Origin of the sequence: Citrobacter sp. Cf088 (assembly GCF_030334295.1) — a bacterium.
Lineage (GTDB): Bacteria > Pseudomonadota > Gammaproteobacteria > Enterobacterales > Enterobacteriaceae > Citrobacter > Citrobacter freundii.
In genome coordinates, this window is record NZ_JAOWEE010000055.1 from 91,208 (window position 1) to 111,557 (window position 20,350).

21 protein-coding genes are annotated in these 20,350 nt (G+C 50.7%); 17 read left to right on the forward strand and 4 right to left on the reverse strand.

The window, feature by feature from the left end:
* The first annotated feature begins 7 nt into the window (after window positions 1-7).
* From OGV71_RS20095 to OGV71_RS20105, 3 genes are read left to right on the forward strand one after another with little or no spacing between them, the layout of a single operon-like run.
* Window positions 8-1,114: an ABC transporter ATP-binding protein gene (locus OGV71_RS20095; protein ID WP_032938308.1), complete on the forward strand. Its 1,107-nt coding sequence runs from the start codon at window positions 8-10 to the stop codon at window positions 1,112-1,114.
* A 36-nt stretch (window positions 1,115-1,150) separates the two neighbouring features.
* Window positions 1,151-2,407 carry a Gfo/Idh/MocA family protein gene (locus tag OGV71_RS20100; RefSeq protein WP_003840006.1) on the forward strand — a complete coding sequence of 419 codons (1,257 nt, stop codon included), beginning with the start codon at window positions 1,151-1,153 and terminating at the stop codon, window positions 2,405-2,407.
* Window positions 2,408-2,425: 18 nt separating this feature from the next.
* Window positions 2,426-3,346, forward strand: a complete 921-nt coding sequence (locus tag OGV71_RS20105; RefSeq protein ID WP_003840003.1) for an ROK family protein — start codon at window positions 2,426-2,428, stop codon at window positions 3,344-3,346.
* A 37-nt stretch (window positions 3,347-3,383) separates the two neighbouring features.
* On the opposite strand, the gene agaR is transcribed toward OGV71_RS20105, so the two are convergent.
* Together agaR and OGV71_RS20115 are read right to left on the reverse strand one after the other, a co-directional pair.
* Window positions 3,384-4,154 carry a transcriptional repressor AgaR gene (agaR, locus tag OGV71_RS20110; RefSeq protein WP_003024920.1) on the reverse strand — a complete coding sequence of 257 codons (771 nt, stop codon included), beginning with the start codon at window positions 4,152-4,154 and terminating at the stop codon, window positions 3,384-3,386.
* Between the two features lie 324 nt (window positions 4,155-4,478).
* Complete coding sequence (locus OGV71_RS20115; RefSeq protein WP_003024922.1) at window positions 4,479-5,285, reverse strand: DeoR family transcriptional regulator; 807 nt, start codon at window positions 5,283-5,285, stop codon at window positions 4,479-4,481.
* A gap of 249 nt (window positions 5,286-5,534) precedes the next feature.
* Here OGV71_RS20115 and kbaZ point away from each other — a divergent pair, with 249 nt between their 5' ends.
* The 12 genes from kbaZ to OGV71_RS20175 all read left to right on the forward strand — a co-directional run bounded on the left by kbaZ (window position 5,535) and on the right by OGV71_RS20175 (window position 15,984).
* Window positions 5,535-6,830: a tagatose-bisphosphate aldolase subunit KbaZ gene (kbaZ, locus tag OGV71_RS20120; protein WP_192468442.1), complete on the forward strand. Its 1,296-nt coding sequence runs from the start codon at window positions 5,535-5,537 to the stop codon at window positions 6,828-6,830.
* Between the two features lie 19 nt (window positions 6,831-6,849).
* Window positions 6,850-7,323, forward strand: a complete 474-nt coding sequence (agaV, locus tag OGV71_RS20125) for a PTS N-acetylgalactosamine transporter subunit IIB (RefSeq protein WP_003024925.1) — start codon at window positions 6,850-6,852, stop codon at window positions 7,321-7,323.
* Between the two features lie 10 nt (window positions 7,324-7,333).
* A complete protein-coding gene (agaW, locus tag OGV71_RS20130; RefSeq protein WP_003839998.1) occupies window positions 7,334-8,113 on the forward strand; it encodes a PTS N-acetylgalactosamine transporter subunit IIC in 780 nt (259 codons plus the stop codon).
* On the forward strand, window positions 8,103-8,981 hold the full coding sequence (agaE, locus tag OGV71_RS20135; protein ID WP_003024929.1) for a PTS N-acetylgalactosamine transporter subunit IID: 879 nt from the start codon (window positions 8,103-8,105) through the stop codon (window positions 8,979-8,981). Before agaW ends, agaE begins: the two co-directional genes overlap by 11 nt.
* A 16-nt stretch (window positions 8,982-8,997) precedes the next feature.
* The gene (agaF, locus tag OGV71_RS20140) at window positions 8,998-9,432 is read left to right on the forward strand and encodes a PTS galactosamine/N-acetylgalactosamine transporter subunit IIA (protein ID WP_003024930.1); all 435 of its coding nucleotides are present in this window, start codon (window positions 8,998-9,000) and stop codon (window positions 9,430-9,432) included.
* Window positions 9,429-10,562, forward strand: a complete 1,134-nt coding sequence (gene nagA, locus OGV71_RS20145) for an N-acetylglucosamine-6-phosphate deacetylase (protein ID WP_032950301.1) — start codon at window positions 9,429-9,431, stop codon at window positions 10,560-10,562. Before agaF ends, nagA begins: the two co-directional genes overlap by 4 nt.
* 301 nt (window positions 10,563-10,863) lie before the next feature.
* Window positions 10,864-12,018, forward strand: coding sequence for an AgaS family sugar isomerase (locus OGV71_RS20150; RefSeq protein WP_086504602.1), 1,155 nt, complete (start codon window positions 10,864-10,866; stop codon window positions 12,016-12,018).
* A 12-nt stretch (window positions 12,019-12,030) separates the two neighbouring features.
* A complete protein-coding gene (gene kbaY, locus OGV71_RS20155) occupies window positions 12,031-12,906 on the forward strand; it encodes a tagatose-bisphosphate aldolase subunit KbaY (RefSeq protein WP_286533937.1) in 876 nt (291 codons plus the stop codon).
* A gap of 186 nt (window positions 12,907-13,092) precedes the next feature.
* Window positions 13,093-13,569, forward strand: coding sequence for a PTS galactosamine transporter subunit IIB (gene agaB / locus OGV71_RS20160; protein WP_049015903.1), 477 nt, complete (start codon window positions 13,093-13,095; stop codon window positions 13,567-13,569).
* 54 nt (window positions 13,570-13,623) lie between these two features.
* Window positions 13,624-14,430 carry a PTS galactosamine transporter subunit IIC gene (gene agaC, locus OGV71_RS20165; RefSeq protein ID WP_096889930.1) on the forward strand — a complete coding sequence of 269 codons (807 nt, stop codon included), beginning with the start codon at window positions 13,624-13,626 and terminating at the stop codon, window positions 14,428-14,430.
* Complete coding sequence (agaD, locus tag OGV71_RS20170) at window positions 14,420-15,211, forward strand: PTS galactosamine transporter subunit IID (protein ID WP_005131762.1); 792 nt, start codon at window positions 14,420-14,422, stop codon at window positions 15,209-15,211. The genes agaC and agaD overlap by 11 nt, the downstream gene beginning before the upstream one ends.
* 53 nt (window positions 15,212-15,264) lie before the next feature.
* Entirely contained in the window at window positions 15,265-15,984 is a 720-nt protein-coding gene (locus OGV71_RS20175; RefSeq protein ID WP_286533940.1) for a galactosamine-6-phosphate isomerase, read from the forward strand.
* 3 nt (window positions 15,985-15,987) lie between these two features.
* Here OGV71_RS20175 and OGV71_RS20180 read toward each other — a convergent pair whose 3' ends face one another.
* Window positions 15,988-16,989, reverse strand: coding sequence for a Fic family protein (locus tag OGV71_RS20180; RefSeq protein ID WP_257651762.1), 1,002 nt, complete (start codon window positions 16,987-16,989; stop codon window positions 15,988-15,990).
* 2 nt (window positions 16,990-16,991) lie between these two features.
* Window positions 16,992-17,855, reverse strand: a complete 864-nt coding sequence (gene rsmI / locus OGV71_RS20185) for a 16S rRNA (cytidine(1402)-2'-O)-methyltransferase (RefSeq protein ID WP_204583243.1) — start codon at window positions 17,853-17,855, stop codon at window positions 16,992-16,994.
* A gap of 63 nt (window positions 17,856-17,918) precedes the next feature.
* Between rsmI and OGV71_RS20190 the strand changes: the two genes are divergently transcribed.
* Complete coding sequence (locus OGV71_RS20190; RefSeq protein ID WP_204583242.1) at window positions 17,919-19,970, forward strand: penicillin-binding protein activator; 2,052 nt, start codon at window positions 17,919-17,921, stop codon at window positions 19,968-19,970.
* Window positions 19,928-20,323 carry a YraN family protein gene (locus OGV71_RS20195; protein WP_204583241.1) on the forward strand — a complete coding sequence of 132 codons (396 nt, stop codon included), beginning with the start codon at window positions 19,928-19,930 and terminating at the stop codon, window positions 20,321-20,323. The genes OGV71_RS20190 and OGV71_RS20195 overlap by 43 nt, the downstream gene beginning before the upstream one ends.
* Window positions 20,324-20,350 lie beyond the last annotated feature (27 nt).

The following is a 20,350-nucleotide window of genomic DNA, read 5'->3' on the forward strand; positions in this document are numbered from 1 at the left end:
CAGTGTTATGTCAGGTATTCAATTACAGGCAGTAAGCAAAGTCTATCCCAATGGCTTCCAGGCGATCCATGGCGTTGATCTTGAAATCCACGATGGCGAATTCATGGTGTTTGTCGGGCCATCAGGCTGCGCCAAATCAACGCTGCTGCGCATGATTGCAGGTCTGGAAGATATCACTCATGGTCATATCGCAATCGGAGAGAAGTGCGTCAACGACCTGCTACCAAAGGAGCGAGGCGTTGCCATGGTCTTCCAAAATTATGCCCTCTATCCCCACATGACGATTTATAAAAATATGGCATTCAGTCTGTTAGGGAAAATGAGCAAAGAAGAGATTGATATCCGCGTACGGGAAGCTGCACACAAGCTGGAAATAGAGACATTACTCGATAAAAAGCCCGGCCAACTTTCGGGCGGTCAATGTCAGCGCGTTGCCGTTGGCAGGGCCATCGTGCGTAAGCCAGACGTTTTTTTGTTTGATGAGCCACTTTCCAACCTGGATGCAAAGCTGCGTGTTTCAATGCGCGTGCGGCTGACAGAACTGCATCGACAACTGCGTCACGAAGGCGTGAGCGCAACCATGGTGTACGTCACGCACGATCAGATTGAAGCGATGACGATGGGAGACAGGATTTGCGTTCTTAATGGCGGTCGTATTATGCAGGTGGATACCCCAGGAAATATCTACCATCACCCCAGGAATAAATTTGTTGCTGGTTTTATTGGTAATCCGGCAATGAATATTATGCTGCTTGATATTGAACCCGGCACTCGTGGTCTGCGCCTGGCTGATAATTTAATCCTGCCATTAAATACACGCTTGAGTAACCTACTGGAGCAATATCCGCACTCCAGCGTCTGGTTCGGCATCCGGTCAGAGGCCATTCAGTTAGCCTCGCAGCATGACGTCTCTGCGTTCGATGCGCACATTACCAACGTAGAAAGGATGGGCAACGAAGACCTTCTGCATTTTGATATTGGTGAGCAACATATGATCTTACGTATTAACTCCTCACCCGACTGGGCCCCTCTGCCCGGCGAATCTATCAAAGTGAAATTTAATCTGGAAGCCGCCTTTTTGTTTGATAAAAAAAATGAAGAAAATTTGGCCTGACCGTTATTCAGGCTAAGTGAAAAATGAGAGGTTTATATGTGTGCGAATAAAGTGACCGTATTAGTTGTAGGAGCCGGTGCGCGCGGAGAAATATATGCTCGCTATGCGCTTGAACACCCAGACAGAATGCAGGTAGTAGGCGTTGCTGAGCCCAGAGAGGCGTATCGCCAGCAGTTTGTCGCACAGCATAAGATTGCCCCAAATAACGTATTTTGCGACTGGCAAGAGGCTGCGGCCCAACCCAAAATGGCCGACGTAGTACTTATTTGTACGCAGGATAATATGCACAAAGATCCTGCCGTGGCGTTTGCCAATCTCGGCTATCACATTCTGCTGGAAAAACCGCTCGCCCCTACGCCAGAAGATTGCCGGATCATTATTGATGCGGTTAAACGCAACAACGTATTACTGGCCGTCGCGCACGTCCTGCGGTACACGCGCTATACGCAAAAGCTGAAATCACTGCTTGATGATGGCGTAATTGGCGATATTGTCAGTATGCAGCATCTCGAACCCGTAGGTTACTGGCATCAGGCGCACTCGTTTGTACGTGGTAACTGGCGCAATGAAGCAGAATCGTCATTTATGTTATTACAGAAATCCTGTCATGATTTGGACTGGATCCGCTACATCATGGGCGACAACTGCAAGGACGTAGGATCATTTGGCAGCCTGAGCCACTTTGTGAAAGAGAATCAGCCTGCTGGCGCCGCCGACCGCTGCCTTGATTGTCAGGTTGAAGCAACCTGCCCCTGGTCTGCCTGCAAAATTTATCTGGGTGAAAACCACAAATGCACTCCTCACTTCCGTCGGGTGCTGACTGCAGATCCCAGCGAAGAAAATGTCCGCCAGGCGCTGCGCGATGGGCCTTATGGTCGCTGCGTTTATCGTTGTGATAATGATGTGGTGGATCATCAGGTTGTTAACTTACGTTTTGCCCACCAGCAGACGGTGACCTTTACCATGACCGCATTTACCAAAATGGAAGATCGAAAAACGCGCCTGTTTGGCACCAGAGGTTATCTGGAAGGCGATGGCGAGCAGATCCGGGTGTTTGATTTCCTGACAGACAAAGAAACAGTGCATCAGATCGAGGAGATCGCCGCTGGAACACAAACCCAGATGGGGGGACATGGTGGTGGCGATTACTACCTGATGGATCGTTTTATCCATGCAGTGATGGCCAACGATCAAAATATGATCCTTTCTGGCCCGGATGAGTCACTGGAAAGTCACTTAATGGTCTTTGCCGCAGAACGCGCTCGCAAGGAAAACAGTCTGGTTACGCTGTGAAGCCGGAGGAGATGAGGCATGTTTTACGGTGTTGATATTGGTGGAACCAAAACTGAAATTGTCGCTTTTGATAAGGAAATGCAGGTTTGCTGGCGTAAGCGCGTTGCCACGCCAGTTCAGGATTATGAACTCTTTCTTTCGACCTTTACTTCACTTATTGATACCGCCGACTGGGCGACAGGAACGCAAGGAAAAATTGGCATCGGCATGCCCGGTCTTATGGACAGACATACCGGAAAACTACTGTCATCTAACGTGCCTTGCCTTACTGGACGCCAGGTGATGAACGATCTGGCCCACCGCCTCAATCGTTCGGTTGAACTGGACAATGATTGCTGCTGTTTTGCACTCTCGGAAGCCCATACCCAGCAGGCTCGCCAGTTCTCCAGAATTTTTGGTGCCATTATTGGCACCGGCATGGGTGGAGGGTTAGTCATTGACGGTCAGCTGTATCGGGGTCGCAACCGAATGGCCAGTGAATTTGGCCATTTACCGCTTCCGGCAACGTTTATGCGTCGTTATCATTTACCGGAACTGAAGTGCGGTTGTGGCTTACAAGGGTGTCTGGAACGCTATCAATCCGGCCCCGGTTTACTGTGGCTCCACAAACACTTCAGCGGAGAACAACTCAAAATGGAGACCCTGCTGGAGCATTATCGTCATGGCAATGCCAGCGCCGTTACTACCATAGAAGCATGGATTGATATGTTGGGTTGTACGCTGGCGCAATTGCAGTTGATTCTGGATGTCGATGCTTTTGTTCTCGGCGGTGGGGTTTCCAACATCGAAGAGATTTATACGTTGCTGCCGCAGGCCATGTCACGTTATTTGTTCCCGGGATTAGAACCTGCCCGCGTATTCCCGGCCATCCATGGCGCATCCAGCGGGGTTCGCGGTGCCGCATTGCTGCTGGTTGAACAGGGTACGCAGACCCACTAAAAAACTGCTGGCGGGGGAAACTCGCCAGCAATTTCAGTTATTCATCCGCAATCACCACATCCACCCCAAGCTGGATTAACGTCCGGTGGTAATTTTCTGGGATCCCGCTGTCGGTAATCACCCGGTCAATCCCGCTGATTTCGCTAATCATACAGAAACTTTTGCGGCCAAACTTGCTGGAGTCAGCGACCACCGTGACCTCCTGCGCAACTTCACACATTACCTGATTCAAATGTGCTTCTCCCGGATGTGGCGTGGTAATACCCGCTTCCAGGCAGAATCCGTCAACGCCTAAGAAAAGCTTATCAAACCGGTATTGTCTAAGCTGGTGTTCTGCTGAAGGGCCATACAATGAATAGACGCTTTGCCTGACATTCCCTCCCAGAATCATGACGTCTACGCGCTCAAAATTCGCCAGTTCCCATGCAATGTTGAGCGCATTGGTCATCACCACCAGATCGCGGCGATTTTTTAACATAGGAGGAATGAGCGTGGTGGTCGAACCGGAATCGAGGATTAACGTGTCACCATCTTTCACAAAGCTGGCCGCTTTTTCGGCAATACGCGTTTTCACATCGCGATTCAGCCGGTCCTTATCCTGCAAAGGCCGGTCAAGGGCAAAGTGCTGATTGAGAACCGCCCCGCCGTAGGAGCGCATGACACATCCCTTCTGTTCCAGATAACGTAAGTCGTTGCGGATCGTAACCGATGACACACCAAAATGGACGCTCAGTGGCTCGACACGAACGCTACCCTGATCGCATAGCAGATCAATTATTTGCTCGCGACGTCTTAAGTTATCCAGCATTTCTATTGCTCCATCAAATATTCATGTTGTTTTGTTTTAGCGCTTTAGCACTTTCGTTTTCTTTTGAATATATTACATCAGAAGCAATAAGGTGAATTTGTGCGCACTGGCCCAGCGTTGAATTTAACAAAAATTGACTATTTTCTTTCGTTTTAGCAAATCGAAACGAAGAAAACCGAAAAAATGAAAAGACTCAAAATGGGTAAGATGCGAGAAAGAGGCGGGAAGCATGCGAAAAAACGAAAGCGAGCTACTAAAAAAGCTCGCTTATGGTTTGTTTTTGTTTAATTGAAAGGGATCACATTTTTGAATTTTAGAGCGGGACTACTCAACAATGATCACTTCAACACCGCTGCGGCGTAGTTCCTGCAAGCTCTCCTCAGGGATGCCTTCATCAACAATGATGGTATGGATCCTCTGGGTATCAATGATCTTATGCAGGCTGGAGCGGTTAAACTTCGTCGAGTCGGTAACGACAATGATACGTTCAGCCACTTCACACATCCGGCGGTTGAGACGCGCCTCATCTTCGTTGTGCGTGCTAACACCACGCTCTAAATCGATAGCATCAACGCCAAGAAACAGCATGTCGAAGTGATAATTTTGTAGCGACTGCTCAGCCTGATCGCCATAAAACGATTGTGACTGACGACGCAAATGACCGCCGGTCATCAGCAGCTCAACCCCTTCGGCTTCCAATAACGCATTGGCGACATTCATACCGTTGGTCATAGCAATGACATTAGTATGCTGGCGCATCAGGCGGGCAATTTCATAGGTCGTGGTGCCGGAGTCAAGGATCACGCGGTGTCCCGGTTGAATTAACTCTGCGGCGGCTCTGGCAATACTGCGTTTTACTGCCGTATTAAGTGAACTCTTATCTTCTACAGAAGGCTCCACAACAGGCGCATTGCTCTCGCATATTAGCGCTCCGCCATAGGCACGTACCGCAATCCCCTGCTTTTCCAGAAAGGCGAGGTCGTTGCGAATAGTGACCGTGGAGACGCCAAAAAATAAGGAAAGATCGTTAACCTGAACGCTTCCCTGCTGCCGTAACCGCTGGATGATCTGCTCACGTCTTTCGCTGGTGCCAATAACGCGCTTGTCTGCAGAGGACTCGGTGTTACTCATAAGAAATCCTTTAGTTGAACCTTTCGTTTTATTTCGTTTTGTCTATTAACGCCTTTCTTTTGCGCGAATGCAAGCCCCGCAAGCAGCGAAGAGCCGGACGAACTTACGCTGAAACCTTTCATTGTGTTTCTTTTGTGAAACAGATCGGAAAACTATTATCTTTCGTTTTATTTTTATAACACCATGATGCAGTATTAAATGAAACAAAACGAAAGATTGATGTCGCAGTAATCTGACCTGGAGAGGAAAGTGAAACATCTAACTAAAATGGTCGAACAGCATAAACGGGGGAAGGCAAACGGGATTTATGCCGTTTGTTCCGCGCATCCAATCGTATTGGAAGCCGCAATACGCTACGCCCATGCAAACCATACACCGCTGTTGATCGAAGCAACCTCTAATCAGGTTGACCAGTTTGGCGGCTATACGGGTATGACACCAGCCGATTTTCGCAGTTTTGTCTGCCGTTTAGCCGACTCGCTTGATTTTTCTCAGGATATGCTGATTCTCGGCGGAGACCATCTCGGGCCAAACCGTTGGCAAAATCTGCCTGCGGAACAGGCAATGGCCAATGCAGACGATCTGATCAAGAGCTATGTCGCCGCAGGCTTTAAAAAAATCCACCTCGATTGCAGCATGTCTTGTGCTAACGACCCGGTTCCACTGACGGATGAAATTGTCGCTGAGCGCGCCGCACGCCTGGCAAAAGTCGCCGAAGAAACCTGTATGGCACATTTTGGCGAGTCTGACCTGGTCTATGTGATTGGTACAGAAGTTCCGGTTCCTGGTGGTGCCCATGAAGCGTTAACCGAACTGGCGGTAACAACGCCCGATGCCGCACGCGCAACGCTTCAGGCCCACTATCACGCCTTTGAAAAGCGCGGGCTGGAAGGTATCTGGCCGCGTATTATCGCCCTGGTGGTGCAACCTGGCGTTGAATTCGACCACACGCACATCATTGATTATCAACCGCAGAAAGCCGTGGCGCTCAGCAAAATGGTGGAAGACTACGACACGCTGGTTTTTGAAGCGCATTCTACCGATTACCAAACGCCACAGTCCTTGCGCCAACTGGTGATAGATCACTTCGCTATCCTGAAAGTGGGACCTGCGTTGACCTTCGCTCTGCGTGAAGCACTGTTTTCACTGGCCGCGATTGAAGAAGAATTACTGCCTGCAAAAGCTTGTTCAGGCCTACGACATGTGCTGGAAAGCGTGATGCTTGATCGCCCAGAGTACTGGCAGAGCCACTATCACGGTGATGGCAACGCACGCCGTCTGGCTCGCGGATACAGCTACTCCGATCGTGTTCGTTACTACTGGCCGGACAGCCAGATTGATGAAGCATTCGAACGTCTGGTACGTAACCTGGCGGATGACCCCATTCCACTGCCGCTGATTAGCCAGTATTTACCCTTGCAGTACGTAAAAGTGCGCGAGGGAGATCTCAGCGCCACGCCGCGAGAACTCATCATTAACCATATTCAGGACATACTGCAGCAATATCACTGCGCCTGCCTGGGTGCTCCAGCTCGTAACGCATAACAAAAAAGAGAAAAATACCATGCCAAACATTGTATTAAGTCGCATTGATGAACGTCTGATTCACGGTCAGGTTGGTGTGCAATGGGTCGGGTTTGCGGGGGCAAACCTGGTGCTGGTCGCTAATGATGAGGTGGCTGAAGATCCAGTGCAGCAAAACCTGATGGAAATGGTACTGGCAGAAGGGATCGCCGTACGCTTCTGGTCACTACAAAAAGTGATCGACAATATTCACCGTGCCGCCGATCGCCAGAAAATTCTGCTGGTCTGCAAATCGCCTGCGGATTTCTTCCGTCTGGTCGAAGGCGGTGTTCCTGTTAACCGTATCAACGTTGGCAATATGCACTACGCCAACGGCAAACAACAAATCGCCAAAACGGTTTCTGTAGACGCTGCCGATATTACGGCGTTCAACGGGCTCAAAGCCGCTGGAGTGGAATGCTTCGTTCAGGGCGTTCCAACAGAACCCGCCCAGGACCTCTATAAACTTCTCTGAGGGATTCACAATGGAAATCAGTCTGTTGCAGGCTTTTGCGTTGGGTATTCTCGCCTTTATTGCAGGCCTGGATATGTTCAACGGGTTAACGCACATGCACCGCCCGGTTGTTCTCGGGCCGCTGGTCGGCCTGATTCTGGGCGATCTGCATACTGGTATTTTAACAGGTGGTACGCTGGAACTGGTGTGGATGGGTCTGGCCCCACTGGCAGGAGCTCAGCCGCCAAACGTGATTATCGGCACTATCGTGGGAACCACGTTTGCCATAACGACCGGAGTGAAACCTGAAGTTGCCGTAGGTGTGGCGGTACCGTTCGCCGTAGCAGTACAGATGGGGATTACCTTCCTGTTCTCTGTGATGTCCGGGGTGATGGCTCGCTGCGATCGCATGGCAGCGAATGCCGATACAGCCGGGATTGAGCGGGTCAACTATCTGGCGTTGCTCGCGCTGGGGACCTTCTACTTTTTATGCGCGTTCCTGCCAATTTACTTTGGCGCGGAACATGCCAAAACCGCGATAGATGTTCTGCCGACGCGTCTGATTGACGGCCTCGGCGTGGCAGGCGGCATCATGCCAGCTATCGGCTTCGCCGTACTGCTGAAAATCATGATGAAAAACGTCTATATCCCCTACTTCATCCTGGGTTTTGTCGCCGCAGCCTGGCTCAAACTCCCTGTGCTGGCAATCGCCGCCGCAGCACTGGCAATGGCGCTGATCGATTTTCTGCGTAAATCACCTGAACCTACAGCTCCCGCAGCACAAAAAGAGGAATTCGAAGATGGCATCTAATCAAACGGCTCTGCCGAACGTTTCCGAAACCGAAGAAACGCTGCTGTCCGGCACCAATGAAAACGTCTACGAAGACCAGAATATCGGTGCCGAGCTGACGAAAAAAGATATCAACCGTGTTGCCTGGCGTTCAATGCTGTTGCAGGCCTCTTTTAACTACGAACGTATGCAGGCATCAGGATGGCTGTACGGCCTGTTACCTGCTCTGAAAAAGATCCACACCAATAAGCGCGATCTGGCGCGTTCGATGAAAGGCCATATGGGCTTCTTCAACACGCACCCATTCCTGGTCACGTTTGTTATCGGGATTATCCTGGCGATGGAACGCTCCAAGCAGGATGTGAACAGTATTCAAAGCACCAAGATTGCCGTGGGTGCGCCACTTGGCGGTATCGGTGATGCCATGTTCTGGTTAACGTTACTGCCTATTTGCGGCGGTATCGGGGCCAGCCTGGCGCTGCAAGGCTCTATTCTTGGCGCTGTTGTCTTTATTGTTATGTTCAACGTGGTTCATCTTGGTCTGCGCTTTGGGCTGGCACACTATGCTTATCGAATGGGCGTTGCTGCCATCCCGCTGATTAAAGCTAACACCAAAAAGGTTGGACATGCGGCATCCATCGTTGGGATGACGGTGATCGGCGCGCTGGTAGCGACCTATGTTCGCCTGAGCACTACGCTGGAAATCACTGCTGGCGATGCAGTGGTGAAACTGCAAACAGATGTGATAGACAAGCTGATGCCTGCTTTTTTACCGCTGGTCTACACATTAACCATGTTCTGGCTGGTCCGCCGTGGCTGGAGTCCTCTGCGCCTTATCGCCATTACCGTGGTGCTCGGCGTCGTAGGTAAGTTCTGTCACTTCCTGTAAACATAAGGGGTTGTAGATGTTAGGTATTATTTTGACGGGTCATGGCGGGTTTGCCAGCGGAATGGAAAAAGCGATGAAACAGATTCTGGGTGAACAATCACAGTTCATCGCCATCGACTTTCCGGAAACCTCAACCACCGCCTTACTCACATCGCAGCTTGAACAGGCGGTGAGTGAACTGGATGCGCAGCAAGACATCGTGTTTCTGACAGACCTGTTAGGCGGGACACCATTTCGCGTCGCTTCCACCCTGGCCATGCAAAGGCAAGGCACCGAGGTGATCACCGGCACTAATCTGCAACTACTGCTGGAAATGGTGCTGGAGCGCGATGGCCTGACCAGCGAAGCATTTCGCTTGCAGGCGCTGGAGTGCGGGCACCGTGGTTTAACTAGCCTGGTGGACGAACTGGGACGCTGTCGTGAGGAAAAGCCCGTTGAGGAAGGGATATGAGACAGCTACTTCGCGCCAGACGTCTACTGACCGAACGAGGCTGGCTGGACGATCATCAAATACACATTGAAGACGGCATCATTGCAGAAATAGAGCCAATCCCCTCTGGCGTTATGGTCCACGATGCAGAGCTGCTTTGTCCGGCTTACATTGATATCCACGTGCACGGCGGTGCGGGCGTCGATGTGATGGATGAAGCACCGGATACGCTCGACAAACTGGCGATGCACAAAGCACGTGAAGGGGTAGCCAACTGGCTACCCACTACCGTCACCGCTCCACTACCAGATATTCGCAAGGCGCTTGAGCGTATCGCCCATCGTTACCATTCCGGAGGGCCCGGCGCACAGGTGCTGGGCAGTTATCTTGAAGGCCCGTACTTTACGCCGCAGAACAAAGGGGCGCACCCGCCTGAGCTTTTCAGGGAACTGGAACTCAGTGAACTGGATGAACTGATTGCGATTTCCCAGCAAACATTGCGCGTCGTTGCGCTGGCACCAGAAAAACCCGGTGCATTACAGGCCATCGAACATCTGAAGCAGCGCAACGTACGGGTGATGCTGGGACACAGCGCTGCTACCTGGGAACAAACCCACGCGGCCTTTGACGCCGGTGCTGACGGACTGGTGCACTGCTATAACGGTATGACCGGCTTACATCATCGGGAGCCAGGAATGGTTGGCGCAGGGTTAACCGACCCTCGCGCCTGGCTGGAACTTATCGCTGACGGACACCATGTCCACCCAGCGGCCATGAAGCTCTGCTGCTGTTGCGCCAAAGACAGGCTGGTGCTGATCACCGATGCCATGCAGGCTGCAGGAATGCCAGACGGGCGCTATACGCTCTGCGGTGAGGAAGTGGAAATGCACAGTGGTATTGTGCGTACCGCTTCCGGTGGTCTGGCTGGTAGCACGCTCTCGGTTGATGCCGCCGTACGTAATATGGTCGAGCTCACCGGGATAACGGCAGAAGAGGCAATTCATATGGCCTCTCTCCACCCCGCACGTCTGTTGGGTATCGATCGCCACCTGGGATCGTTAGCAGTGGGAAAACGTGCCGACGCGATCGCGCTTAATAGCGGGCTGCATTTACAACAGATCTGGATTCAGGGTCAGGCTCTCCCCCTTTGACCTTTCATTTTGTCTCGTGTTGGCCTGCGGTCTTCGATCGCAAGGCCTTTCTTTTCCTTTCGCTTGAGTAAATACCTAACCATCATACAACAAGCGTACTTCTTATAGATCAATAAGATAATCATTCCTTTCGTTCTCACGATCACAAATTTCGTTTTATTTCATTTTGGATCATTGCTCTTTCGATTTCTTTCATATAAATTTTAATCAATCGACAAGATGAACAAGTGAAACGAAACGAAAGATAGCGACATTCTTGCCAGCGTCTTATGTGGAATTTACAAGACTAAGGACTTAAGTTATGCCAGAAACCTATACCCCTGTTACCGCGGTAACGGGCACCTGGACCGAAGAAGAGATCCGTCAACAACCTGCCAGTTGGATCCGTTCCCTTACGAATATCGACAACATTCGCTCTGCCATTGACAGCTTTCTCGCACCATTACTGCGCAAAAACGATCTGCGGATCATACTGACCGGGGCCGGAACATCAGCATTCATTGGCGACATCATCGCCCCCTGGCTGGCAAGCTATACCGGTAAAAACATCAGTGCTGTGCCAACCACCGATCTGGTCACTAATCCGATGGATTACCTGAATCCCGCACATCCGCTGCTGCTCATTTCTTTCGCTCGCTCAGGAAACAGCCCTGAAAGTGTTGCGGCAGTGGAACTGGCTAATCAGTTTGTACCTGAGTGCTATCACCTGCCAATCACCTGCAACGAAGCAGGTAGCCTCTATCAAAATGCAGTCGCAAGCGACAATGCCTTTGCTCTGTTGATGCCCGCAGAGACACATGACCGTGGTTTCGCCATGACCAGCAGCATTACCACCATGATGGCCAGCTGCCTGGCAGTATTCGCCCCGGAAAAAATCAACAGTCAGACCTTCCGCGACGTGGCCGATCGGTGCCAGGCGATTCTGACTTCACTGGGTGATTTCAGCGACGGCGTATTTGGCAATGAACCCTGGAAACGGATCGTTTACCTCGGTAGCGGTGGATTACAGGGAGCTGCGCGGGAATCGGCACTGAAAGTCCTGGAACTGACAGCAGGCAAACTGGCCGCATTCTATGACTCCCCTACAGGCTTTCGTCACGGTCCAAAGTCGCTGGTTGATAATGAAACGCTGGTAGTGGTCTTTGTTTCCAGCCATCCCTATACACGTCAATACGATCTCGATCTGCTGGCAGAGTTACGCCGCGATCGGCAGGCATTGCGGGTTGTCGCGATTGCCGCACAAACCCATGAGACGATTGAAGCTGGCCCACATATTCTGCTGCCACCAGCACGCTCTTTCATCGATATGGAATTGGCATTCTGCTTCCTGATCTACGCCCAGGTCTTTGCTTTGACGCAATCCATCAATATCGGCAATACACCGGATACGCCTTCTGCCAGCGGCACTGTGAACCGCGTTGTACAGGGCGTTGTTATTCATCCCTGGAACGCCTAAAAGGATCGTTTTATGAGCATTATTTCCACGAAATACCTCCTGCTGGATGCCCAAAAAAAGGGTTATGCCGTACCCGCCTTTAACATTCATAACGCCGAGACGATCCAGGCGATCCTTGAGGTGTGCTATGAAATGCAATCGCCGGTGATCCTTGCCGGAACACCGGGCACCTTTAAGCATATCGCGCTGGAAGAGATCTACGCGCTGTGCAGCGCTTATTCCACCAGCTACGGTATACCGCTGGCGCTGCACCTCGATCACCATGAGTCGCTGGACGATATCCGTCGTAAAGTGAATGCAGGAGTGCGCAGCGCAATGATCGACGGCAGTCACTTTCCGTTTGAAGAAAACGTGAAGCTGGTGAAATCCGTTGTGGATTTTTGCCATGCCAAAGATTGCAGCGTGGAAGCTGAGCTGGGCCGCCTCGGTGGCGTAGAAGATGATATGAGCGTGGATGCAGAAAGCGCCTTCCTTACCGATCCACAAGAAGCTAAACGGTTTGTTGAGCGTACCGGCGTAGACAGCCTTGCCGTAGCCATCGGCACTGCACACGGGTTGTATACCAAAACGCCCAAAATCGATTTCCAACGGCTGGGTGAAATTCGTGAAGTGGTGGATATTCCGCTGGTACTACATGGCGCAAGCGATGTTCCTGACGAATACGTCCGCCGCACGATCGAGCTTGGCGTGTGCAAAGTTAACGTCGCTACTGAACTGAAAATCGCTTTTGCCGATGCGGTCAAGGCGTGGTTTGCGGAGAATCCGCAGGGCAACGATCCTCGCTATTACATGCGGGTCGGTATGGATGCGATGAAAGAAGTGGTGCGTAGCAAAATCACTGTATGCGGGTCAGCAAACAAATTGGTGGCCACCTGCGAATTATCGTGACCGTCGTTAGATTTCAATTTTTATTCACGAGTGCTATCTGCGTAATATCAGGTAGTGCTCATTGTTCAAATAAAATAGATGTATGATTTTTAAATCACGCTGAATAAATTTATGAAGTTGATGCTGCAACAATAATATATTTCAATAATCTATGTCATTCAATCTTTTTATGGTGAGGATTTAAATATGAGCAGTCCAAATATTCTATTAACCCGCATTGATAACAGATTAGTCCATGGGCAGGTTGGCGTGACATGGACATCAACAATTGGTGCTAACTTGTTAGTCGTTGTTGATGATGACGTTGCTCAGGATGAGATTCAGCAAAAATTAATGGGTATCACTGCCGAAACCTACGGTTTTGGCATCCGCTTTTTTTCCATAGAAAAAACAATCAACGTTATCGGTAAGGCCGCACCACATCAGAAAATCTTCCTGATTTGCCGGACGCCACAAACGGTAAGAAGATTGCTTGAAGGCGGTATTAAGCTGAACGACGTCAACGTAGGCAATATGCATTTTTCTGAAGGCAAAAAACAAATCAGTAGCAAAGTTTATGTTAACGATCAGGATCTTGAAAATCTTCAGTTTATTAAGAAACAAGGCGTTAATATTTTTATTCAGGATGTCCCTGGTGATCAAAAAGAACAGATTCCTGAGTAAGGAATAAATCAGATTTTTCATAATAAAAGGATTTATTTATTTGAGGTATCCGACATGCATGAAATAACACTACTTCAGGGTATATCCCTGGCTGCATTAGTCTTCTTCCTTGGAATAGATTTTTGGCTGGAAGCCTTGTTTTTATTCCGGCCAATCATTGTATGTACGCTAACCGGCGCTATTCTCGGCGATATTCATATTGGCCTGATAACAGGTGGTCTGACAGAACTGGCTTTTGCCGGTTTGACACCTGCAGGTGGTGTACAGCCACCTAATCCAATCATGGCTGGTTTAATGACCACGGTAATCGCATGGTCTACCGGTGTGGATGCTAAAACAGCTATCGGTCTTGGCTTACCTTTCAGCCTCTTGATGCAGTACGTCATATTGTTTTTTTACTCAGCCTTCTCATTGTTCATGGCAAAAGCCGATAATTGTGCGAAAGAAGCAAACACAGGCGCATTTACGCGTCTGAACTGGCTGACAACGCTGATTGTTGCTTCTTCTTACGCCATCATCGCCTTCCTGTGTACGTATCTGGCACAAGGTGCTATGCAGTCACTGGTAAAAGCCATGCCCGCCTGGTTAACACATGGATTTGAAGTGGCCGGGGGCATTTTACCCGCAGTCGGTTTTGGTTTGTTGCTCCGCGTGATGTTCAAAGCACAGTACATTCCATACCTGATTGCTGGCTTCCTTTTCGTTTGCTACATCCAGGTTAATAACCTTCTGCCCGTCGCCGTATTAGGCGCAGGCTTCGCCGTATATGAGTTTTTCAATGCGAAAGCCAAACAGCAGGCTCAACCTCAGCCTGTCGCCAATAAGAACAATGAAGAAGAGGACTACAGCAATGGGATCTGAAATCAGTAAAAAAGACATTACTCGCCTGGGGTTTCGATCATCCCTTCTTCAGGCTAGCTTTAACTATGAGAGGATGCAGGCGGGAGGTTTTACCTGGGCGATGCTCCCGATCCTGAGAAAAATCTATAAAGATGATAAAGCCGGTCTGAGCGCGGCGATGAAAGATCATTTGGAATTTATCAATACCCACCCAAACCTGGTTGGCTTCCTGATGGGACTACTAATCTCAATGGAAGAGAAGGGAGAAAATCGCGACACGATTAAGGGCTTGAAAGTGGCGTTGTTCGGACCCATCGCCGGGATCGGCGATGCCATTTTCTGGTTCACCTTGCTGCCCATTATGGCGGGGATCTGCTCTTCTTTCGCCAGTCAGGGGAACATCCTGGGGCCAATTCTGTTTTTCGCCGTTTATTTGATGATCTTTTTTCTGCGTGTCGGCTGGACGCACGTTGGTTATTCGGTCGGGGTTAAGGCTATCGATAAAGTGCGGGAAAACTCGCAGATGATCGCCCGCTCAGCAACGATCCTCGGGATAACCGTTATCGGTGGGCTCATCGCCTCCTATGTGCATATCAATGTTGTAACTTCCTTCGCGATCGACAGTACCCACAGCGTGGCGTTACAACAGGATTTTTTCGATAAAGTATTCCCGAATATTTTACCGATGGGCTACACGCTGCTGATGTACTACCTTTTGCGGGTGAAAAAAGCACATCCAGTATTGTTAATCGGCGTAACGTTTGTACTGTCAATTATCTCGTCAGCACTTGGCATTCTTTAAACGAAAAGAGGATGAAGCGGCCTGCAACATCCTCCTTCAAAAGGACTCGAAAAATGCAATATACCCAGTACTGCGACAATTATGACGTATTGAGCGATCGCGCCAGCGAGCAGTTAATTACGCTGATTCAAAAGAAGCCTGATGCCACCATCTGTCTGGCAACAGGAGGCACGCCGCTTCTCACCTATAGCTACTTTGTCGAGAAAATTAACCAGCGTCAGATCAATATTGAGCAGGTAGTTTTCGTAAAACTGGATGAGTGGGTTGGCATTCCCCTGAACTCTCCAGCAACGTGCGAATATTTCCTGCAACAACACATCGTTCAACCATTGGGTTTACGAGCAGAACAGCTGGTCGGTTTTCAATCTGAAAATGTTAACGAGCAGGAATGCGAACGCATCACAGAGATTATTGCCAGCCGGGGCGGCCTCGATTTATGTCTGCTCGGAATCGGCAAAAATGGCCATTTGGGGTTGAATGAACCCGCGGAGTTACTGGAACCGTTTTGCCATATCAGCGTACTTGATGAGAAAACGCGCCATCATGACATGTTAAAAACGGCCGCTAATCCTGTAACTCGCGGCATTACGCTCGGGCTGAAGGACATTCTGAATGCAAAAGAGATCTTGTTGCTGATAGCAGGTGAAGGGAAGCATGATGCGGTAGAAAAATACCTGGCGGCCACCGTTACAACAGCCATTCCTGCTTCATTTTTATGGCTACACTGCAATGTGGGTTGCCTGATTGACGGCTCACAATACTCTGATAAATAAAACTTACAGCACCCGCCACATCCCTCCTTTCGTCGAGCCAACACGTTGCAGTTTACCTTTTAGCTGCAACGCTTTCAGATAGCGTTCAACTGTTCGGGGTGAGATTTCACACTCATCAGCAATACTTTTGGCGGTTCTGCCTGGTTGGTTCGACAAAATCTGTAGAATGCGCTTTTCCATATCCAGTAAATCAGACGGCATTTCTTCCGACATTTCTTCCGACATTTCTTCCGACAGGGTCGATGATTGTCCTAATCCCTCTTGCAAAGCAGAGATAATGTTTTCCAGAATAAATTCTATAAATGGCGTACAGCTGCTTTGCCGATCGCACACTCCTAGCACCTGGTAATAGCGATCCTGCTGGTAGTGGATCAGCGTTTCCACCGGCAACCAGGCTAATTCTGAACGCCACTCACTCAGGATTAATGTCTGCCACAATCGCCCCATCCGTCCATTGCCGTCGGCAAAAGGATGAATAAATTCGAACTCATAATGGAATACAGCACCAGCGATAAGCGGGTGAAGTTCTGTCGTTTTTAACCAGTCCAGTAAGTCATTCATCAAGCGAAGAACTTGTGAGACCGGCGGGGCCATATGAATCAGCTGTTTTTCCCTGTAAACACCGACATTGCCAGATCGCAATTGGCCCGGGTTATCGACAAGCCCCATCATCAGGACTTGATGTGCCTGTAAAAGATCGGAGAGTTTTTCACTTTTCCACTCCGACATTTTTTCATATGCCAGAATCGCATTTCTGACTTCCTGTATATCTTTAGCCGGAGCCAAAATACGCTTACCGTCCATCAGGGCTGTAACCTGATCCTTCGTCAACGAATTATGCTCAATCGCTAAAGAAGCCTGGATAGTACGAATACGGTTCTCTTTGCGCAAAAGAGGAGATATCCTGCCCGCCATCGCCGCCCAATGCCCCATCAGCTCACCAATCTCAATGACTTGATTGAGGATCAATGGCGTAACGGTAAAAGGCGGTTGGTAGGTGCTCACGTCTACTCCCCCTGCTGTTCCAGTGCGTGCTTATACAGTGCATTCTTTTTCACGCCGTGGATTTCAGCGGCCAGCGCGGCGGCCTTTTTCAGCGGCAGTTCTGCCTGTAATAAAGCCAACGTACGCAGCGCATCGGCAGGGAGATCGTCTTCCTGCGCTTTATGCCCTTCGACAATCAGCACCATTTCACCTTTACGACGGTTTTCATCTTCCTTGACCCACGCAAGCAGTTCGCCGACCGGTGCGCCGTGAATGGTTTCCCAGGTTTTGGTCAGCTCGCGCGCCAGCACCACGTAACGGGATTCGCCCCAGACGGCAACCATGTCTTCCAGGCTATCCAGCAAGCGGTGGGTTGATTCATAAAAAATAAGCGTACGCGGCTCTGCCTCAATGGCTTTCATCGCATCACGACGCCCTTTCGATTTGGCAGGCAGAAAACCTTCATAGCAAAAGCGGTCTGAAGGCAAACCAGCAGCGCTCAGGGCAGCAATCGCCGCACAAGGACCTGGCAGCGGAACAACGCGGATCCCCGCTTCGCGACAGGTGCGCACCAGATGGTAGCCAGGATCGTTAATCAGCGGCGTTCCGGCATCGGAAACCAGCGCAATGTTTTGCCCTTCTTTGAGCTTCGCCACCAGCGTTTCCGCTTTTTGTTGCTCATTGTGATCGTGTAACGCGAACAAACGGGCGTTAATCGCGAAATGTTGTAACAATAATCCTGTATGACGAGTGTCTTCAGCGGCAATCAAATCAACGACTTGTAAAACTTCGAGCGCTCGTTGGGTAATATCAGCCAAATTTCCTATAGGAGTAGGTACAATAAAGAGTTGGCCTTGAGAATTATCCGCCGATTCGTGTTGTTTCATTGTGTCGTCCGTATTGCCGATTTAATATTGAGCATTGAGTAAAAAAATATCACTGGATACAGTATGGTACCCTCAACATTTTCTCGTTTGAAAGCCGCGCGCGCGCTACCAGTCATTCTGGCAGCACTGATTTTCGCAGGCTGTGGCACCCAGGCGCCAGACCAGAGTGCAGCCCATATGCAGGGCACTGCACAGGCTGATTCCGGCTTTTATCTGCAACAAATGCAGCAAAGCTCAGATGATAGCAAGACCAACTGGCAATTACTCGCCATTCGTGCACTGCTGAAAGAAGGCAAGAGCCAGCAGGCTAGCGAGCTGTTCAACCAGCTGCCGCAGAAACTAAACGACACTCAGCGTCGTGAGCAGTCTCTGCTGGCCGTCGAGATCAAGCTCGCACAGAAAGATATCGCTGGCGCTCAGGCCCTGCTGGATAAACTCACTCCTGCCGATTTCGATCAAAACCAGCAGGCCAGATACTGGCAGGCGCAAATCGACGTCAACCAGGGTCGCCCATCGTTGACACTACTGCGCGCCCTGATCGCTCAGGAACCGCTGCTGTCCGCGAATGCTAAGCAGAAAAACATCGATGCCACCTGGCAGGCGCTGTCATCCATGACCCAGGAGCAAGCACAGGCACTGGTCATCAATGCGGATGAAAACGTGCTGCAAGGCTGGTTGGATCTCCAGCGCGTCTGGTTCGATAACCGTAACGATCCAGACATGATGAAAGCCGGTATTGCGGACTGGCAGAAACGTTATCCGCAAAACCCGGGCGCAAAAATACTGCCAACGCAGTTGGTTAACGTCCAGAGCTTTAAGCCCGCCTCCACCAGCAAAATTGCGCTGCTGCTGCCGCTGAACGGTCAGGCCGCTGTATTTGGCCGGACTATTCAGCAAGGCTTTGAAGCGGCAAAAAATATGGGTACTCAACCCGTAGCGGCCCCTGCTGTAGCTGCGCCTGCGGTGGATACAACATCTGCGACGACCACAGAACAGCCGCAAACGACTGACGGCGTTGCCAGCCCTTCTCAGGCGTCAGTCAGCGATCTGACTAACGAGACGCCAGCACAGCCGGAAACACCTGCTGCGCAGCCCGCAGCACCCGCTCAGCCAACAACCGCCAGCGCACCGGCGAATCCATCAGCAGAGCTGAAAATCTACGACACTTCATCACAGCCTCTGAACCAAATTCTGACTCAGGTTCAGCAGGATGGTGCCAGCATCGTGGTTGGTCCGCTGTTGAAAAACAATGTTGAAGAGCTGATGAAAAGCAATACGCCATTAAACGTGCTGGCACTTAATCAGCCGGAGTCGGTGAAAAACCTGCCGAACGTCTGCTACTTCGCTTTGTCGCCAGAAGATGAAGCGCGCGACGCCGCGCGTCACATCCGCGATCAAGGAAAACAGACGCCGCTGTTGTTGATCCCTCGGAGTTCATTAGGCGATCGCGTTGCCAACGCCTTTGCACAGGAATGGCAAAAGCTGGGCGGCGGCGTAGTGTTGCAGCAGAAGTTTGGCTCCACCGCCGAGCTGAAAATGGGCGTCAACGGCGGCTCGGGAATTTCCCTGACGGGCAGCCCGGTGGCCTCCTCTGTACCTGCGCAACCTGGCGTGACGATTGGCGGCCTGACGATTCCGGCTGCGCCCACCGATGCGCAGATCACCGGCGGCAGCGGCCGTGTTGATGCCGTGTATATTCTGGCGACGCCGGAAGAAATTGCCTTTATTAAGCCGATGATCGCTATGCGCAACGGCAGCCAGAGCGGAGCGACGCTGTACGCCAGCTCCCGTAGCGCGCAGGGAACTGCTGGCCCGGATTTCCGTCTGGAGATGGAAGGCTTGCAGTACAGCGAAATACCGATGCTTGCAGGTGCTAACGCTCCTCTCATGCAGCAGGCGCTTGGCGCGGTTCGTAACGACTACTCACTGGCACGTATGTATGCGATGGGCGTCGATGCCTGGTCACTTGCCAACCACTTCTCGCAAATGCGTCAGGTACAGGGTTTCGAAATTAACGGCAACACCGGGGCCTTAACCGCAACGCCGGATTGTGTGATTAACAGGAAGTTATCATGGCTCAAATACCAGCAAGGACAAGTCGTCCCCGCCAGTTAACGAGTAAACAGACCGGTGACGCGTGGGAATCCACCGCGCGTGACTGGCTGCAAAGCAAGGGACTGCATTTTATCGCCGCCAACGTGCGTGAACGTGGCGGCGAAATCGACCTGATAATGCGTGAAGGCAGCACCACCGTCTTTGTTGAAGTCCGCTATCGGCGCTCGGCCCAGTTTGGCGGCGCAGCGGCGAGTGTGACCCGGAGCAAACAACACAAATTATTACAGACCGGCCGCTTGTGGCTTGCGCGCCACAATGGGAGTTTTGATACTGTGGATTGCCGGTTCGATGTGTTAGCCTTCACCGGAAATGATGTTGAGTGGTTTAAGGACGCGTTCAACAACCGCTCATAGTTGAAGATTCAGAGCCTGGTTCTTAAG

Excerpts from the sequence above, each read along its gene's own strand:
- agaV (WP_003024925.1), top strand. The coding sequence starts at position 6,850 with ATGCCAAACATTGTATTAAGTCGCATTGATGAACGTCTGATTCACGGT.
- OGV71_RS20105 (WP_003840003.1), top strand. The coding sequence starts at position 2,426 with ATGTTTTACGGTGTTGATATTGGTGGAACCAAAACTGAAATTGTCGCT.
- agaW (WP_003839998.1), top strand. The coding sequence starts at position 7,334 with ATGGAAATCAGTCTGTTGCAGGCTTTTGCGTTGGGTATTCTCGCCTTT.
- agaR (WP_003024920.1), bottom strand. The coding sequence starts at position 4,154 with ATGCTGGATAACTTAAGACGTCGCGAGCAAATAATTGATCTGCTATGC.
- agaE (WP_003024929.1), top strand. The coding sequence starts at position 8,103 with ATGGCATCTAATCAAACGGCTCTGCCGAACGTTTCCGAAACCGAAGAA.
- rsmI (WP_204583243.1), bottom strand. The coding sequence starts at position 17,855 with ATGAAACAACACGAATCGGCGGATAATTCTCAAGGCCAACTCTTTATT.
- kbaY (WP_286533937.1), top strand. The coding sequence starts at position 12,031 with ATGAGCATTATTTCCACGAAATACCTCCTGCTGGATGCCCAAAAAAAG.
- OGV71_RS20195 (WP_204583241.1), top strand. The coding sequence starts at position 19,928 with ATGGCTCAAATACCAGCAAGGACAAGTCGTCCCCGCCAGTTAACGAGT.
- agaC (WP_096889930.1), top strand. The coding sequence starts at position 13,624 with ATGCATGAAATAACACTACTTCAGGGTATATCCCTGGCTGCATTAGTC.
- OGV71_RS20100 (WP_003840006.1), top strand. The coding sequence starts at position 1,151 with ATGTGTGCGAATAAAGTGACCGTATTAGTTGTAGGAGCCGGTGCGCGC.
- agaF (WP_003024930.1), top strand. The coding sequence starts at position 8,998 with ATGTTAGGTATTATTTTGACGGGTCATGGCGGGTTTGCCAGCGGAATG.
- agaB (WP_049015903.1), top strand. The coding sequence starts at position 13,093 with ATGAGCAGTCCAAATATTCTATTAACCCGCATTGATAACAGATTAGTC.
- agaD (WP_005131762.1), top strand. The coding sequence starts at position 14,420 with ATGGGATCTGAAATCAGTAAAAAAGACATTACTCGCCTGGGGTTTCGA.
- OGV71_RS20115 (WP_003024922.1), bottom strand. The coding sequence starts at position 5,285 with ATGAGTAACACCGAGTCCTCTGCAGACAAGCGCGTTATTGGCACCAGC.
- OGV71_RS20190 (WP_204583242.1), top strand. The coding sequence starts at position 17,919 with ATGGTACCCTCAACATTTTCTCGTTTGAAAGCCGCGCGCGCGCTACCA.
- nagA (WP_032950301.1), top strand. The coding sequence starts at position 9,429 with ATGAGACAGCTACTTCGCGCCAGACGTCTACTGACCGAACGAGGCTGG.
- OGV71_RS20150 (WP_086504602.1), top strand. The coding sequence starts at position 10,864 with ATGCCAGAAACCTATACCCCTGTTACCGCGGTAACGGGCACCTGGACC.
- OGV71_RS20175 (WP_286533940.1), top strand. The coding sequence starts at position 15,265 with ATGCAATATACCCAGTACTGCGACAATTATGACGTATTGAGCGATCGC.
- OGV71_RS20095 (WP_032938308.1), top strand. The coding sequence starts at position 8 with ATGTCAGGTATTCAATTACAGGCAGTAAGCAAAGTCTATCCCAATGGC.